The 15,863-nt window shown below is 56.7% G+C and carries 14 protein-coding genes; 6 read left to right on the forward strand and 8 right to left on the reverse strand.

Annotated features, from left to right (window positions below; all coding sequences use genetic code 11):
• Position 1 precedes the first annotated feature (1 nt).
• The gene (locus ASD8599_RS17165; protein WP_108829668.1) at positions 2-1,330 is read right to left on the reverse strand and encodes an NAD(P)-dependent oxidoreductase; all 1,329 of its coding nucleotides are present in this window, start codon (positions 1,328-1,330) and stop codon (positions 2-4) included.
• A gap of 325 nt (positions 1,331-1,655) precedes the next feature.
• Here ASD8599_RS17165 and ASD8599_RS17170 point away from each other — a divergent pair, with 325 nt between their 5' ends.
• On the forward strand, positions 1,656-1,862 hold the full coding sequence (locus tag ASD8599_RS17170; RefSeq protein ID WP_108829669.1) for a cold-shock protein: 207 nt from the start codon (positions 1,656-1,658) through the stop codon (positions 1,860-1,862).
• A 97-nt stretch (positions 1,863-1,959) separates the two neighbouring features.
• Here ASD8599_RS17170 and ASD8599_RS17175 read toward each other — a convergent pair whose 3' ends face one another.
• On the reverse strand, positions 1,960-2,820 hold the full coding sequence (locus tag ASD8599_RS17175) for a sterol desaturase family protein (protein ID WP_108829670.1): 861 nt from the start codon (positions 2,818-2,820) through the stop codon (positions 1,960-1,962).
• Positions 2,821-3,056: 236 nt separating this feature from the next.
• Between ASD8599_RS17175 and ASD8599_RS17180 the strand changes: the two genes are divergently transcribed.
• Complete coding sequence (locus ASD8599_RS17180; RefSeq protein ID WP_108829671.1) at positions 3,057-3,857, forward strand: crotonase/enoyl-CoA hydratase family protein; 801 nt, start codon at positions 3,057-3,059, stop codon at positions 3,855-3,857.
• Between the two features lie 56 nt (positions 3,858-3,913).
• Here ASD8599_RS17180 and ASD8599_RS17185 read toward each other — a convergent pair whose 3' ends face one another.
• Positions 3,914-4,564 carry an arylesterase gene (locus ASD8599_RS17185; protein WP_108829672.1) on the reverse strand — a complete coding sequence of 217 codons (651 nt, stop codon included), beginning with the start codon at positions 4,562-4,564 and terminating at the stop codon, positions 3,914-3,916.
• A gap of 51 nt (positions 4,565-4,615) precedes the next feature.
• On the opposite strand from ASD8599_RS17185, the gene ASD8599_RS17190 reads away from it, so the two are divergent.
• Genes ASD8599_RS17190 through ASD8599_RS17200 form a run of 3 tightly spaced genes read left to right on the forward strand, consistent with a single transcriptional unit; the run spans position 4,616 to position 8,363 of the window.
• Positions 4,616-5,305, forward strand: coding sequence for an ABC transporter ATP-binding protein (locus ASD8599_RS17190; RefSeq protein ID WP_108829673.1), 690 nt, complete (start codon positions 4,616-4,618; stop codon positions 5,303-5,305).
• Positions 5,302-7,806 (forward strand): ABC transporter permease, encoded by a 2,505-nt coding sequence (locus tag ASD8599_RS17195; protein ID WP_108829674.1) that lies wholly within the window; start codon positions 5,302-5,304, stop codon positions 7,804-7,806. The genes ASD8599_RS17190 and ASD8599_RS17195 overlap by 4 nt, the downstream gene beginning before the upstream one ends.
• Positions 7,803-8,363 (forward strand): gamma-glutamylcyclotransferase family protein, encoded by a 561-nt coding sequence (locus tag ASD8599_RS17200; RefSeq protein ID WP_108829675.1) that lies wholly within the window; start codon positions 7,803-7,805, stop codon positions 8,361-8,363. The genes ASD8599_RS17195 and ASD8599_RS17200 overlap by 4 nt, the downstream gene beginning before the upstream one ends.
• Here the strand turns inward: ASD8599_RS17200 and ASD8599_RS17205 are convergent.
• The 5 genes from ASD8599_RS17205 to ASD8599_RS17225 all read right to left on the reverse strand — a co-directional run bounded on the left by ASD8599_RS17205 (position 8,337) and on the right by ASD8599_RS17225 (position 14,333).
• Positions 8,337-9,731, reverse strand: coding sequence for an MATE family efflux transporter (locus ASD8599_RS17205; protein WP_108829676.1), 1,395 nt, complete (start codon positions 9,729-9,731; stop codon positions 8,337-8,339). The genes ASD8599_RS17200 and ASD8599_RS17205 overlap by 27 nt on opposite strands.
• A 105-nt stretch (positions 9,732-9,836) precedes the next feature.
• Positions 9,837-11,162, reverse strand: a complete 1,326-nt coding sequence (gene gltX / locus ASD8599_RS17210; RefSeq protein WP_108829677.1) for a glutamate--tRNA ligase — start codon at positions 11,160-11,162, stop codon at positions 9,837-9,839.
• Positions 11,163-11,259: 97 nt separating this feature from the next.
• Positions 11,260-12,066: a CE1 family esterase gene (locus ASD8599_RS17215; protein WP_108829678.1), complete on the reverse strand. Its 807-nt coding sequence runs from the start codon at positions 12,064-12,066 to the stop codon at positions 11,260-11,262.
• Positions 12,067-12,144: 78 nt separating this feature from the next.
• Positions 12,145-12,693, reverse strand: coding sequence for a hypothetical protein (locus ASD8599_RS17220; RefSeq protein WP_146188234.1), 549 nt, complete (start codon positions 12,691-12,693; stop codon positions 12,145-12,147).
• Complete coding sequence (locus tag ASD8599_RS17225; RefSeq protein WP_108829680.1) at positions 12,678-14,333, reverse strand: NAD+ synthase; 1,656 nt, start codon at positions 14,331-14,333, stop codon at positions 12,678-12,680. The genes ASD8599_RS17220 and ASD8599_RS17225 overlap by 16 nt, the downstream gene beginning before the upstream one ends.
• 141 nt (positions 14,334-14,474) lie before the next feature.
• Between ASD8599_RS17225 and ASD8599_RS17230 the strand changes: the two genes are divergently transcribed.
• Complete coding sequence (locus tag ASD8599_RS17230) at positions 14,475-15,863, forward strand: MORN repeat-containing protein (RefSeq protein ID WP_108829681.1); 1,389 nt, start codon at positions 14,475-14,477, stop codon at positions 15,861-15,863.

Raw genomic sequence — 15,863 nt, forward strand, 5'->3', positions numbered from 1 at the left:
CTTATGCGCCTCCCATCAGAGTTGCGTGTATATCCATCGCAGCGTTGCGCCCTTCGGCCACCGCTGTGACGGTCAGATCGTCACCTCCAGCTGCGCAGTCACCGCCAGCCCAAACGCCATCAAGCGATGTGCGCCCCGTGCCGTCCACGGCAATTTTGCGGCCATCTAAATCCGGCAGCCCGCTTCCATTCAGCGTCTGCCCGATGGCTGTTAGCACTTGGTCGGCCTGCAGTCTTATGGTTTGACCGGTGCCCGCCATAGCGTCGTCTACATATTCGAATTCGATCTCGCGCACAGCGCCGTTGCCATGCACTGCTGTCGGCACCGCATGCGTCATGATGCGAACGCCTTTGGAGGCCGCAAGATCCTGTTCATAGACGCTTGCATTCATCCGGTCGCGCCCGCGGCGATAGGCCAGTGTGACGTTCAACGCACCGAGCAACTTGGCCTGCACAGCGGCGTCCACCGCCGTCATGCCCCCGCCAATCACGACCACATCGCGACCAACAGGCAGCTGTGCCACATCGCTGGCCTGCCGCAGTTCAGAGATGAAATCAACAGCATCCAAAACGCCCGTTTTGTCGTCACCCTCCAGCCCCAGCGCATTTACGCCGCCCAAACCGATGGCCAGAAACACAGCGTCATGATCACCCTGCAACGCCTCAAGGCTAAGGCCATCGCCCAGCGCCTTGCCCGTTTCAACCGTGATGCCGCCAATCTGCAAAAGCCAATCGACTTCGTCTTGCGCGTATCCACCGGGCGTCTTGTAACTGGCGATGCCATATTCGTTCAGCCCACCCGCCTTGGATTTTGCATCATAGACGGTGACGGTGTGCCCCATCATCGCCAAACGGTGTGCGCAGGACAATCCCGCCGGACCGGCCCCGACAACTGCTATGGTTTTGCCGGTTTCTGTTGCCCGCTCAAACGGGTGCACACCTTTGGTTTGCAGATGATCCGTGGCGTAGCGTTGCAATTGACCGATAAGCACCGGTTTGCCTTCTGCGGCTTCACGGACGCAGGCCTGTTCACACAAATCTTCCGTGGGACACACACGGGCGCACATCCCGCCCATAATATTTTGGCTCAAAATCGTTTTTGCCGCCGCATCAGGCGTGCCTGTTGCAATCTGGCGAATGAACAGCGGTATGTCGATGTCTGTGGGACAGGCCGTAATACACGGTGCGTCGTGGCAAAAGTAGCACCGATCCGCTGCAACAAGGGCTTCATGGTCTTGCAACGGCGGGTGCAGGTCTGAAAATTGTTCTTGATACTGATCTGGCGCCAATCGTCCCGCGACGACACCTGGCGTGAAAGAATTCTGCGACATGGCTCTCCCTGTCTTGGCTGTGTGCAGTGAACTTAGAGAAAATCAAAGCACGGTCTAAAAATTTTATCAACTGGTAAATTTATTGAAGCCCGCATTCCGTGAAAAATCAAAAACAATGAGACAAAAACGATCACTAATCGGCAAGACTCCGCAAAAACGCCTATTTTTAAGGTTTTTTCTTGATTTAGGCCGCATGGGTCCACATCTTGGGGTTGCGACGTTAAACCTATCGACCACTGCTCCGATCCGGCTCAGTCCCCCTCGATCAGCTACGACTTTGCCGACCTGCCGCATGTTGCGGGCAGACACACTAAGGAGAAACACGATGGCTACTGGCACCGTGAAATGGTTCAATACAACAAAAGGCTACGGCTTTATCGCACCTGATGGCGGCGGCAAAGACGTGTTCTGTCACATTTCTGCCGTTGAGCGCGCAGGCCTGACAGGACTTGCCGACAACCAGAAAGTCACCTTCGATATCGAAGCTGGCCGCGACAACCGCGAAAGTGCGACAAACATCGCCCTCGCGTAAGCGGATCGACGATAAAAGATTTGAAACGGGCGCCGCGGCGTCCGTTTTTGTGTTTGGCGCACGTCTATTTGGCGCACAGGGGCTTAAAGCCCCGGGCTTAGCGGGTTACCGTTTCAGACGCGCTTGCATTGGCCTTGGCGCGGCGTTCCGCCAAACTGGCACGGATCAAACGCCCCCATTCTTCAAATGGATAAGTGAAAATGCGCCAGACGTTCTTGTCCGGCACCCCAGTGCCCAACGCCCCCATGGGTGCGTTGCATTTGCCAGCCTCGTAGTAGGTGCCAAAAATCACGTCATAGATCGGCATGACATTGGCAAGGTTCTTGCCATAGGCCGCAGGCACATCTGCATGATGCCAGCGGTGATAGACCGGCGAAGCAATCAGATATTTGAAGATCCCGTGTTCAAACGGCAGATCCATATGCACATATTTTGTGTGCAGGATGTAAAAGGCGATCACAAATGGTAGCGCCTTTGGCATCTGCAACCACGTCAACAATATGATGTAGCTGGCGGTCATCAGCATCGCTTCCAAAAAGTGGATACGGTTGGCGGTAAACGCATTCACATGTGTGTCTGAATGATGCGCCGCATGTGTGGGCCACCCCCATTTGGTATGCATCAAACGGTGGTTCCAGTAGTCCACAAAGTCTTTGGCGATAATGCCCATGATACACACGACCCAAAGCGGCAAAGCATCCCAGACAGAGGGATCAAGGGTTGGAATATGCAAAGCGGCATAGGCCGACTGCATGAAAGCGTTCACGTCTTTCAAAAACACGATCGCCACAAGAATATTGATGCCACCGATCAGCAAGGTCGCCACTGTGTTTTCCAAAGCGTGACGCGACAACTCACCTTTTTTCCGGAACACAACGTACAAAACAAGAACCGCAAAGGCGCATAAGATAAGCTCCGAATGCCATGTGGGGCGTGCCAACCAGGTTAGAATGTCCATGCCTCAAGCTCCTTCATCTCAATGCCGCGGTGATCATTTTGGTCGCGTGTCACCAGCTGGTCTTTGTCCCTTTGCCACTAAAAAGCGGCAATTTTATGCCTGCATATGGATGTTTGACCAAAAATGCCGCCACGGCACAGCCGCGACATTCACGAAAGGTGCAAATAGCGATGGACACGCGCCAAATGTCAGACAATTAATCACCCTATAGATCACACTGACCCCGGAGACCTCTGATGCAAGATTTCAACGCCTTCACTTTGGAAAACCTAACCGTATCAGGAGACGATAGTGGCGTTGTCCAGGTCGTGCTGTCACGCCCTGCAAAACGCAACGCCTTGAACGCCGATACCATCGAAGAGCTGATCGAAGTTTTTTCAAAACTGCCGCGCATGGGTGCGCGAGCCGTGGTGTTGCGCGCCGAAGGCGATCATTTCTGTGCCGGTCTTGATCTGGTAGAACACCACGTCGAGGACCGCCGCCCCGAAGATTTCATGCACCTGTGCCTGCGCTGGCACGAGGCGTTCAACAAGATGGAATACGGTGGCGTGCCGATCATCGCAGCCCTGAAAGGCGCCGTAGTGGGCGGGGGGCTGGAATTGGCATCTTCCGCGCATGTGCGCGTCGCGGATCAATCCACCTATTTCGCCCTGCCGGAAGGCCAGCGCGGGTTGTTCACAGGCGGTGGGGCGACCATCCGCGTTGCTGATCTTGTGGGTAAAGCGCGCATGATCGACATGATGCTGACAGGCCGTGTCTACAAGCAAAAAGAAGCGATGGACGTGGGGCTATGCCAGTACCTGATCGACGGAAACACCGACGACAAAGCGATGGAACTGGCCCATCTGGCAGCCCAAAACCCGGCCCTGTCCAACTTTGCCATCTGTTCTGGCATCAGCCATATGCAAAACATGTCGGCACTGGACGCAGCCTATTCGGAGAGCGTGTTGGCGGGCATTGTGAACACACAACCCGCGTCCCGTGAGCGCCTTGAAGCCTTCGCCAACAAAACCGCAGCGCGTGTACGCCCGGACTAGGCTCAGGTCTCATCAATCCTGCGGCGCTGGCGCCACGGGATTAATGGGTCCTGAGCCTAGGACCCACCCGCCAGCTGCGCCGCATTGATCAGTGCCAGAACATTCGGGCCAAAGCCCTCAACAATCTTCTTCACCCCTTCTGCATTGGGGTGGATACCATCGGCTTGCAAGAACGGACGGGCCTGTGCAGGGTCCAAGCCTGCGCCACCCAGACCGTCAAAAAAGCTCTCTTGAAACAAAGTCCCGTATTGGGCCGCAAGCTCAGGATACATTGCGTCAAATGCGTCCTTATATGCAGGCCCATAGTTACCCGGTGCTTGCATCCCGACCAGCAACACCGCGACATCAGCGGCTTTAGCGGCTTGCAAAATTGCTTCCAGATTTGCGCGGCCAACAGCAGGATCAATGCCGCGCAACAAATCATTACCACCAAGGGCCACAATCATCGCATCCACTTCAGGGGTAAGCGTCCAGGCAACGCGACTTGCCCCCCCTGCAGTCGTGTCGCCGGACACCCCCGCATTGATCAACGTGACCTCGGCGCCTTGATCTTGCAGCCACGTTTCCAGCTGGGGCACAAAGCCATCCGCCTGCTGCAAACCGTAGCCTTGCGTCAGGCTGTCGCCCAAAGCGGCAATCACCACGCCCTCTGCAAATGCAGGAAACGCCCAAAAACTCATTACAATTCCACCAATTGCCTTGCGCATCGTGATCCAGCCTCCATATCCAATCGTACACCTCTATAAAGGCGCACATGCATGTCCAATCCAGTCCTATCGTTAAATAATGCGGCCCTGTCACTGGATGGCAATGCCGGGCGGGTGGATATTTTGCATGGGATCTCTATGGATGTGCAATCTGGAGAAACGGTAGGGCTGATTGGACCATCAGGGTCTGGCAAATCATCGCTGTTGATGTTGATGGGTGGTTTGGAAATGGCAACGGGCGGGTCAATCCACGCTTTGGGTCACGACTTAACGGCGATGAACGAAGATGCCCTTGCACGGTTCCGCCGCGACAATATGGGCGTCGTTTTTCAATCGTTCCATTTGATACCCACGATGACCGCATTGGAAAATGTGGCAACGCCGTTGGAACTGGCAGGTGTTCGCGATGCATTTGAGCGCGCCGAGGCAGAGCTTGACGCCGTCGGGCTGGCACACCGGTCCGGCCACTATCCTTCGCAAATGTCAGGGGGCGAACAACAACGCGTTGCATTGGCACGCGCAGCCGCACCCCGTCCCAAAATACTGCTGGCAGATGAGCCTACGGGCAATCTGGACGGCTCCAACGGGGCTGCCATTATGGATTTGCTATTCGGGTTGCGCGACAAACATGGCGCGACGCTGGTTCTGGTGACACACGCCGATGCCTTGGCGACACGCTGCGATCGGGTCATTCGTCTGGAAGACGGACGCATTGCTGATCTGGCACAGGCCGCAGAATGAGCCTTGCAACGGCCGCCAAATTTGCCAAACGCGAACTGCGTGGCGGCATAAAAGGATTTCGCATTTTTCTGGCCTGTCTGGCTTTGGGTGTGGCTGCCATCGCAGCCGTGGGATCGGTTCGTTCCGGGATCGAGGCCGGTTTGGCCCGCGAAGGGGCCGCGATCTTGGGCGGCGATGCTGAACTGGACTTCACATACCGGTTCGCCACCGCAGACGAACGCGCATGGATGGACACCACCGCGACGCGCGTTTCGGAAATAGCCGACTTTCGGTCTATGGCCGTCGTTGGCGATGAACGCGCCCTGACCCAGATCAAGGCCATCGATGATGCTTACCCGTTGGTTGGAACTGTAGGATTGATGCCCGAGATGCCGCTGGATGTGGCGTTGGCAGACTATGGCGCGGTTATGGAACGTGTGCTCAGCGATCGCCTTGGCCTAAGCGTCGGCGATACATTTGCGTTAGGTACCCAAGACTTCACCCTACGTGCGGTTCTGACACGCGAACCTGACGGTGCCGCCAGCGGGTTTTCACTTGGACCCCGCACCATCGTCTACACCGAGGCTTTGAAAGATGCACAACTTCTGACGTCGGGGTCTTTGTTCGAAACAAAGTACCGCCTGAAGCTGGAAGAAGGGGCGGATCTTAAAGCGCTTGAAGCCGCAGCAAAAGCGCAGTTTGAAAACACCGGCATGCGCTGGACCGATGCACGCAACGGGGCGCCGGGTGTGGCGCAATTCGTGAACCGTCTGGGCGCGTTTCTGGTGCTTGTGGGGCTATCGGGCCTTGCCGTCGGGGGCGTCGGGGTCTCTGCCGCAGTGCGCAGTTATCTGAGTGATAAAACCGGTGTCATCGCAACTTTGCGCACGCTTGGCGCAGAGCGCAGCACAATATTCCAGACGTATTTCATCCAAATCGGGGTCTTGTCGTTGCTGGGCATCGCCATCGGTGTGGCGCTGGGCGCGTTGGTGCCTGCCGCCCTTGCCCCTTTGATTGAAGCGCGTTTGCCAATACCGTCCCAAATCGGCATTTATCCCGCCCCCTTGGCCGAAGCTGCGCTGTACGGCTTGCTAACGGCCTTTGTCTTTACCCTTTGGCCATTGGCCCGCGCCGAAAACGTGCGGGCCGCGACCTTGTTTCGGGACGGCGTAGACACCTCAAGCGCTTTGCCAGCGCTCAAGTACATCTTTTTCACGGGCCTTGGCCTTGCGGCCCTCATCGGATTGGCCGGATTCTTTTCCGGGACATGGCGGTTGACGCTTTGGACCGCTGGCGGAATCGCCGGGGCGCTTTTGCTGCTAAGTGTTACGGCTGTGATCATTCGCTGGACATCCCGACGTGGCGCCGCGGTCTCTAAGGGGCGGCCCGCTTTGCGGTGGGCGCTTGCCTCTATATCGGGTCCCCGCGAAGGGGCTGCATCCGTGGTCTTGTCGTTAGGTCTTGGGCTGTCTGTGCTGGCTGCTGTCGGGCAAATCGACGGCAACTTGCGCGGAGCCATCACAACCAACCTGCCTGACGTGGCCCCATCGTATTTCTTTGTGGATATTCAACGCGATCAAATGCCCGGCTACACCAAAAGACTGGAAAGCGACCCTGCCGTCAGTCGCGTCGACAGCGCACCGATGCTGCGGGGGGTTATCACCGAAATCAACGATACACCGGCACGGGAATATTCCGGCGAACATTGGGTCATTCAGGGTGACCGTGCCGTGACCTATGCCGAACGCCCTTCGGAAAACACCAAGATTACGGAAGGCGCATGGTGGGATGAAGGCTATGTTGGGCCACCACAAATCAGCTTCGCCGCTGAAGAGGCCGAAGAAATGGGCCTTAAGCTCAACGATACGCTGACGATCAATGTGTTGGGCCGTGACATCACGGGCACCATCACCTCCTTCCGCGATGTTGATTTTTCAACGGCTGAAATGGGCTTTGTCCTGACGATGAACCCGGCCGCATTGCAAGGTGCGCCGCATACGTTCATTTCAACCGTCTACGCAGAGGAAGAGGCCGAAGCGCAAATTCTGCGCGATCTGGCGACGGCTTACCCCAACATCACTGCAATTCGGGTACGCGATGCCATCAACCGCGTGGCGGATGTCTTGGCGGGACTTGCAGCGGCCACATCATACGGGGCAGCAGCCACATTGATCACAGGCTTTCTGGTTTTGATCGGCGCGGCGGCGGCTGGCACCAAAGCCCGCACTTACGAGGCAGCCGTGCTTAAGACGCTTGGTGCTTCACGGGGGCGCATTTTGCGCAGCTTTGCGTTGCGTGCAGCCCTTTTGGGTTTTGCAGCGGGGGCTGTGGCGTTGGCGGCGGGCATCGCAGGGGGATGGGCCGTCAGCCGCTTTGTGATGGAAACCGATTTCAACGTGATCTGGCCCAACGCCATTGCGATCATCGCGGGCGGCGTTATCGCCACGCTTTTGGCGGGTTTGGCCTTTGCGTGGGCGCCTCTTGCTGCGCGGCCTGCACAAGTGCTACGTGCCAAAGAATGAACGATCCACATTTTTTCGGCTATGGCAGCCTTGTGAACACCGACACCCACTCTTACCCACACGCACGCCCCGCGACGCTACATGGATGGCGTCGGGCATGGGTGCGGACGGATCTGCGCGACATCGTGTTTCTAACGGGGGTTCCGGCCCCGGGACACAGCATCGCCGGTTTGATTGCGGCCGTACCCAACAACGACTGGGCAGCGCTTGACCTGCGTGAAAGCGGATACGCCCGCGTACCGGCAACAGACGCCGTCACTGTCGACCAGGCCCCGCATGACATTGCCGTCTACGCCGTTCCACCGGAAGACATGCGGTCAAGCGGCGATCATCGCATTTTACTGAGCTATCTGGACGTTGTGGTGCAAGGATACCTACGTGTGTTCGGCACGCAAGGCGTCGCCGATTTCTTTGACACAACAGACGGTTGGTCCACCCCGATCCTGAACGATCGCGCGTCGCCGCTGTACCCTCGCGCACAGTTGCTCAGCGCATCTGAAACCGCGCTGGTGGATCACCATCTGCATGGTTTATCGGCGCAAGTGCAAAATCTCTAACAGGCTGCGTTGCCGTGCGAACGGTCCGCGCGGTGGCAGTTCTCCGCTGTCCTTGGCAATGACACTCACCGCAAGGCGCCACGACACGATCCCAAATACCACGCCTGCAGCTGCTTGGCCCCACAACACGCCTTCGGGTCCAAGCCATAATCCCCCCAACCAAACAAAGGGCAACATCGCAAAGGTATTGCGCCCCCAATTCATCCATGTGGAATAAAACGGGTGCCCTAAATTGTTGAAGGCTGCATTGCTGACAAAGAGAACCCCGTTAAAGTAAAACAGCAGCGCGATGGGACCACAGAACACCAAAACAAGGTCAGCGCCGACACCGTCCATATTGAACAAAGCCAGTATTGGCCCGCGCAGCAGGAACAAAAGGGCTGAAACCAAAACCGTAAAGATGGCCGCAAACAGCAAAGCCGCATTGTAGCCGCCACGCACACGCCCATAGTCTTTTGCGCCGAAGTTCTGGCCAATGATTGGCCCCACAGCACCAGACAAGGCAAACAACACGCCAAAGGCCACGGGCACGATACGCGAAACAATGGCCATGCCTGCAACCGCGTCTTCGCCGAACTGCGCCATGTTGCGGGTGACGATGGCCTGACCGATGGGGGTGGCCAGCTGGGTCATGATGGAAGGCGCCGCAATCGCCAAAATCGGGCTGAAATCCCGTGACAGGTCTGCAGCACGGGGCAAGGTGATGCCGCCGTGGTGGCGTATAATTGGCAACAATGATGTGCCTGCAATAGCAACCCGCGCAATGACAGAGGCAACGGCAGCACCCGTCAATTCAAGGTCCAGGCCAAAGATCAGGATGGGATCCAAAATGGCATTCACAAGGCCGCCATAGATGGTGGCCATCATGGCGCGCCGCGCATCGCCATAGGCGCGCAACACCGCGCCCCCCATCATACCGATCACCAGCAAAGGCATAGATGGCACAATGATGCGCAGGTAACTTACAGCAAGATCAACAGTGTCTCCGGTCGCGCCCAGGAGCGTAACAAGGCCGCGCAGATTGAGCCACACCACGATACCAAAAAACACCCCGAAAACAACGCCGTACAGTAATCCGGTGGCAGTGCGCCCACGGGCAAGTTCCACATTTCCTTCGCCAAGTGCACGGGCCACCAAAGCACCCACAGCAATCGCCATTCCAATGCCAAAAGACGTGGTAAAAAATAAAATTGCACCAGCATAGCCAACGGCCGCTGCAAGCTCCGCTTTGCCAAGCATCGAAATGAAAATCATGTCGACAAAATCGACTAAAAAGACAGCCATCAAACCAACGGAGGCCGTCAATGACATGACAGTCACGTGGGAAAACAGATTTCCGCTTAAGAACTTCGCCTGTTCACCCGCCATGCACCATCCGATCCAACTTCATCTCGCCAAATAAACCTCCGCCGGAGGCATCCGACAGGGGCCACGCGTACAACGCCAGATAAGGTCGGACCTGATCAAGCCGGATCAGGAACGTGCCTTCACCACCTGCAAAAGCGGCATGACAGCGGACATATCCGGGCCATGAGCCTGACCAGTCAGTGCCTTACGTAGTGGCATGAACAAACCACGGCCCTTGCGGCCGGTGGCTTCCTTGACCGCGGCAGTCCATGTGCCCCAAGTGTTCGCATCAAACGGACCTTCGGGCAATAACCCCAAGGCTTGCGCTACAAAATCGGCATCCTCATCGTCGATAACAGGGTCTGCACCTTTGGAAAACAGCGTCCACCAACCCGACAGATCTTTCAAAGTCGAGATATTGTCGCGTGTGACGGTCCAGAACAGATCCGCCATATCATCAGGCACACCAAGCGCCGCAATGTCGTCGGCCACAGCATCCAGCGGCAACGCCTGCAAATAGCGCCCCGTCAAAGGGTAAACATCTGCAACATCGAATTTTGTGGGGGCAGAGCCAAAACGGCTGATATCGAAACCATCCACCAATTCAGCCATATCCATACGCAACTCAACCGGATCAGAAGACCCCAAACGCGCCATAAGGCTCAACAGCGCCATGGGTTGTACACCGGCCTCGCGCAAGTCACGCAACGCCAGTGTTCCCAAGCGTTTCGACAACGCCTCACCCTGCGGTCCGGTCAACAGTGAATGGTGTGCAAAACGCGGGGGCGTGCCACCCAACGCTTCGATGATCTGGATTTGAGTGGCTGTGTTCGTGACGTGGTCAGAACCACGCACAACATCTGTGACACCCATCTCCATGTCATCCACAACAGAGGCGATGGTGTATAGCACCTGCCCGTCACCACGGATCAGGACAGGATCTGACACGGATGCCGCATCAATTGAAATATCGCCCAAGACACCATCGGCCCATTCGATCCGTGTATGGTCCAGCTTGAAACGCCACACCCCGTCGCCGCGTTCTGCCCGCAGTGCGTCACGGTCCGCTGCACCAAGCGCCAAAGCCGCACGGTCATAGACTGGCGGTTTGCCCATGTTCAGTTGTTTTTTGCGCTTCAGATCCAGCTCGGTTGGCGTCTCAAACGCCTCGTAGAAGCGATCCATTTCGCGCAGCTTGGCCGCAGCTTCGGCATAACGGTCCATCCGTTCGCCCTGGCGTTCTACCCGGTCCCAGTGCAGCCCAAGCCATTCGAGGTCCTGCTTGATGCCGTCCACATATTTTTCCTCAGACCGCTCCGGATCCGTATCATCAATGCGCAGAATGAATGTGCCGCCTGCTTTGCGGGCAATCAGATAATTCATCAAAGCCGTGCGCAGGTTGCCGATGTGCAGGTAGCCTGTGGGCGATGGGGCGAAACGGGTGGTGGTCATGGACAAGGTCTCCTATCGGCGCGAGGCTTGTCATACGGGCGCTGCATTGTCCAGTTCCGAAGGGGCCGCGTGGTGCGCCAAGGCGCACCTTACCCCGTCACAGTTGCCCTGCAGCCTTCAGTCGATCCCAAGCATGCTGCAAAAACGCGACCCGAAAGGAATGACCGCCCTCAAAGAGGCAAAACTCCAACACTTCCCCTGCCGCATTCGTTCTATTCTTACACCGCAGATCGCCAAAATTCGCATGTTCCGCCACCGCGAAATCACCCTGCTGCGCATACATACTTAACGATTGATCCACTGCGCCTTGTCTGGTGTGCCGAATAGCGCGCCCCTCCAATGGCACTGTTTTATCCGCGTCGCCGTGGATATGGATCACACTGGTCACGGGGGTTACGCAGGTGGCGGGTGGTTCCAACCAAAACGTTCCGGAAATCGGAGCAAAGCCCGCAAACAGATCAGGCTTTGCGCAGGCCAGGTTCCAAACCATCATTCCCCCTGCCGAAAACCCCGACACCATCACCCGGTCCCGATCAATGGCAAAGCGCTTGGTGGCATCCGTCAACACTTCCTCAAAATACGCGATCTCTTGTTGGCCATCGCTGTCAAAATGCGACGGGCTGTTGGGCAACACCCAGTCTTCGTCAAGTGATTTGCCCGCAATCAAAGCAAGTCCCATGTCCGACACCAAACGGCGCATAAACATGTTGCGCATCACGCCATGTGCCGACCCACGATACCCATGCGCGAACACAATCGCCCCAACAGGTGTGGCACCGTCATGACCTTCGGGCATGGCGATACGGTAGTGGCGGTCCCCAAGCCCGCAATCTGTGTCAGGGCCGCATGCGTCAGCAGATGTTGCAACAAAAGCCACTGTCATAGCAAAAAATATACGTTTCATGAGAATACGGTCTGACAGCCGAGGGGCGAAAGCAAATCACAACACCGTAAGCTGCGCCTTGGCGCGGCAAGCCACGCCTTACTTTGCTGCTGCGTGGAGTTTCTGCGCATGTGCGCAAAGGTCTGAAACCGGGACATCCATGACAAGCTGGGGCACCCGCAGGTGCCATCCTTGCGGGCCTGCGGCAACTGTTCCAAGCCGTGCCCACGCTGTTTTCTGGCGGGCACGCAGTTCTTGAACATCATGCAACCGAAACACCAGACTGGCACCGCTGTCCGTACCATCAACACCAATCATCGCAACCTCGTCCCAAGTGACAGAGGGAACATAGTAGCCGGACGCCCCGTTGGCATCCAAACGCAAGGCAACAGGGCGTGCGCGGGAAATACCGAAATTCATCGCACCCAGATACAAAAACAGCGCGCCAAGCAAGAACACAGCCAACCCAAACCCACGCCCTTCTTGCCCCCACACCAGAAGCACAAAACCGCCCCCTGCAAAGAACATACCCAGAATCAGGCTTGTCCATATGATGGTACGAAATCGCTTTGGATTGACGCGAACGATCAACGCGTCATCCGTAAGGTGTGCCTGTGGCGCACCACCCGGCATCAGCGGTCGCGCCACCGGTTTGCGATTGGATAGCGGCGGTCCAGCCAAAAGGCGCGTGGCGTCAGACGCGCACCCGGCGCGGACTGAAAGCGTTTGTATTCGCTAATATAAATCAGATGCTCGATCCGTTCCGCCGTGGCCTTTTCAAATCCTGCATCCACACAATCAGCAATGGACGCTTCGCGGTCCACCAACAGTTCCAACAACGCGTCCAGCTCGGGATAATCCGGCAAGCTGTCGCTGTCTTTTTGGTCTTCCCGCAATTCCGCCGTCGGTGGTTTGGTGATGATCCGGTCGGGGATCACTTCGCCTGCGGGACCCATCATCCAGTCGCGGTGGTGTTCATTCCGCCAACGGCAGGTTTCAAACACGCGCGTTTTATAAAGGTCCTTGATCGGATTATAGCCACCAGACATGTCGCCATAAATCGTGGCATAGCCCACTGCGACCTCGGATTTATTGCCTGTGGTCAGTAGCATTTCACCAAATTTGTTGCTTAGTGCCATCAACAAAAGTCCACGCAAACGGGACTGGATGTTTTCTTCGGTGACATCCGTTTCGGTATCCTCAAACAACGGCGCAAGCGTGTTTGTGATGGCCTGCCGCCCTTCGCTGATCGGCACAAAATCATAATGCGCCCCTATGGCGTTGGCACAGGCTTTAGCATCTTCCAGCGACTCTTCCGATGTGTATTCCGACGGCAGCATCACACAACGCACATTTTCAGCGCCCAGCGCATCTACGGCAATTGTGGCCACAATCGCGGAATCAATGCCACCCGACATGCCCAAAAGAACCTTTTTGAAACCTGTCTTGCGCATATAATCCCGCAAGGATTGCACCATAACGCGGTAATCTTGTTCCCATTCATCTGCATGGGTGGCCTTGTCGCCTTCGACCACGCGCCACCCGTCGGCCCCGCGTTCCAAATCAATGTGCGCCACAACGCTATCAAAAGCAGGAAGTTGCACCGCAAGCGCACCGCCGGGGTTCAATGCAAAAGACGCCCCATCAAAGACCTGATCGTCCTGACCACCGACCATATTCAGGTAAATCAACGGCAATTCCGTCTCAATCACACGGGCCACCATATGGTTCATACGTGTATCGAACTTACCGCGATAATAGGGTGAACCGTTGGGCACCAACAAAAATTCGGCCCCCGTTTCTGCCAGCGTCTCCGCCACATCTTCGTGCCATGCGTCTTCGCAAATGGGCGATCCGATCCGTGTGTTGCCTACGGAATACGGCCCCCCCAAAGGTCCCGCATCAAACACGCGCACCTCGTCAAAGACGGTTTCGTTGGGCAAGTGGTGTTTCAGGGATTTGGAAGCAATCTTGCCGCCGCGGCAAATGAAGTAGGCGTTGTATAGCTTGCCGTCTTCAAACAAGGGTCCGCCAATCGCCAAGGCTGGCCCGTCGGCACAGTCTGCCGCCAAAGCCTCGATCGCCGCCAAAGCGGCATCCCGAAACACAGGCTTCATCACCAGATCCTGAGCGTTGTAGCCCGTGATGAACATTTCAGGCAGCGCCACCAGATCAGCCCCCGCCGCTTTGCCCTGATCCCACGCGTCCCGTGCCAGTGCCGCGTTGCCTGCAATGTCGCCAACTGTCGGGTTCAACTGCGCCAACGTGATGCGAAACGTATCTGCCATATCCGGTCTCTCTTGCGTCAAAACTTATGCCTGATCTAGCAGATGCATCACAAAGTGGAAGGGCAAGGGCGCAATTGCGCAAAAGGCGTTGCCGCAGCACGGCCCATCTTTTAGGGTTCAGCTTCAAACGACAGGTGCCATATGACCTTTAAACACGCGATTCTTGCTTTTGCCCTTCTGTCTGCGCCTGCATTGGCGCAGGACGGTCAGGTCTTGACCAAACAATACGACGATGGCGGCATCTATGAAGGCACCTTTCAGGGTGGCCTGCAGCACGGGCAAGGCACCTACCGCTTGCCCAACGGCTATGAGTATTCCGGAACTTGGGAAGAGGGCGAGATCAAAGGCGCAGGCGTCGCGCGTTTCCCCAATGGCTCTGTCTATGAAGGAGAATTCTCCAAAGGCAAGCCAGAGGGCTTTGGCAAGATCACCTTTGCTGATGGCGGCACCTATGAAGGCGATTGGGTGTCCGGTGCGATTATGGGTCAAGGTGTGGCGCTTTACGCCAACGGCGTGCGCTACGAAGGCACGTTTCGCAACGCCAAGCACCACGGCAAAGGCGTCATGCAAAGCCCCGGCGGCTACGAATACAAAGGCGACTGGATCGACGGCGTCAAACAAGGCATTGGCACAATCACTTATCCTGATGGCGCTGTGTATGACGGCCAGATCGTTGCCGGCAAACGCGCAGGCACCGGCACACTGACCATGCCTGACGGCTTGGTCTATGTGGGCCTTTGGAAAGACGGGCAAATCGACGGTCAAGGCAAACTGACCCAACCCAATGGCGACGTTTATGAAGGCGATCTTGTGGCAGGCCGCCGTCAGGGCAATGGCAAAGTCACCTACGCCAACGGTGATGTGTATGTCGGCGATTTTGCAGATGATCAGCGCCACGGAACAGGCACCTTCACCGGCAACGATGGCTATGTCTACTCAGGTGATTGGGTGGCAGGTCAGATCGAAGGTCAGGGCCGCGTGACCTACCCCGATGGCTCTATCTACGAGGGCACATTCCGCGATGATCTGGCCGAAGGCACGGGCAAAATTATCTACAAGGGCGGCAACACCTACGAAGGCGACTGGGTCGCGGGTGTGATCGAGGGCCAAGGCAAAGCCACTTATACCAACGGGGTCGTTTACGAAGGCGGTTTCCAGAACGCGCGCAACCATGGCAAAGGCGTGATGACCTACGCAGATGGTTACCGCTATGAAGGCGATTGGTTGAACGGCCAACGCCACGGCACGGGCAAAGCGTCCTACCCCGATGGAACAGTTTACGAGGGCGCCTTCAAAGACGGGCAACGCCACGGCACGGGCAAAATCATCATGTCCAACGGCTTTCAATATGAAGGTGAATGGAACGCTGGCGAAATCGACGGCCAAGGCACCGCAACCTATGACAATGGCGACATCTATGAAGGCACCTTCAAACAGGGCAAGCGCCAAGGCACAGGCACCATGCGCTACTCCACCGGCGAAGAAGCCGAAGGCACATGGGAAAACGGCGCTCTAAAGCAAGACGGTTAG

Origin of the sequence: Ascidiaceihabitans donghaensis (assembly GCF_900302465.1) — a bacterium.
GTDB classification, from domain to species: domain Bacteria; phylum Pseudomonadota; class Alphaproteobacteria; order Rhodobacterales; family Rhodobacteraceae; genus Ascidiaceihabitans; species Ascidiaceihabitans donghaensis.

Bases quoted from the DNA above. Each gene is read 5' to 3' on its own strand.
- ASD8599_RS17165 (WP_108829668.1), bottom strand. From the start codon at position 1,330: ATGTCGCAGAATTCTTTCACGCCAGGTGTCGTCGCGGGACGATTGGCG.
- ASD8599_RS17170 (WP_108829669.1), top strand. From the start codon at position 1,656: ATGGCTACTGGCACCGTGAAATGGTTCAATACAACAAAAGGCTACGGC.
- ASD8599_RS17175 (WP_108829670.1), bottom strand. From the start codon at position 2,820: ATGGACATTCTAACCTGGTTGGCACGCCCCACATGGCATTCGGAGCTT.
- ASD8599_RS17180 (WP_108829671.1), top strand. From the start codon at position 3,057: ATGCAAGATTTCAACGCCTTCACTTTGGAAAACCTAACCGTATCAGGA.
- ASD8599_RS17185 (WP_108829672.1), bottom strand. From the start codon at position 4,564: ATGCGCAAGGCAATTGGTGGAATTGTAATGAGTTTTTGGGCGTTTCCT.
- ASD8599_RS17190 (WP_108829673.1), top strand. From the start codon at position 4,616: ATGTCCAATCCAGTCCTATCGTTAAATAATGCGGCCCTGTCACTGGAT.
- ASD8599_RS17195 (WP_108829674.1), top strand. From the start codon at position 5,302: ATGAGCCTTGCAACGGCCGCCAAATTTGCCAAACGCGAACTGCGTGGC.
- ASD8599_RS17200 (WP_108829675.1), top strand. From the start codon at position 7,803: ATGAACGATCCACATTTTTTCGGCTATGGCAGCCTTGTGAACACCGAC.
- ASD8599_RS17205 (WP_108829676.1), bottom strand. From the start codon at position 9,731: ATGGCGGGTGAACAGGCGAAGTTCTTAAGCGGAAATCTGTTTTCCCAC.
- gltX (WP_108829677.1), bottom strand. From the start codon at position 11,162: ATGACCACCACCCGTTTCGCCCCATCGCCCACAGGCTACCTGCACATC.
- ASD8599_RS17215 (WP_108829678.1), bottom strand. From the start codon at position 12,066: ATGAAACGTATATTTTTTGCTATGACAGTGGCTTTTGTTGCAACATCT.
- ASD8599_RS17225 (WP_108829680.1), bottom strand. From the start codon at position 14,333: ATGGCAGATACGTTTCGCATCACGTTGGCGCAGTTGAACCCGACAGTT.
- ASD8599_RS17230 (WP_108829681.1), top strand. From the start codon at position 14,475: ATGACCTTTAAACACGCGATTCTTGCTTTTGCCCTTCTGTCTGCGCCT.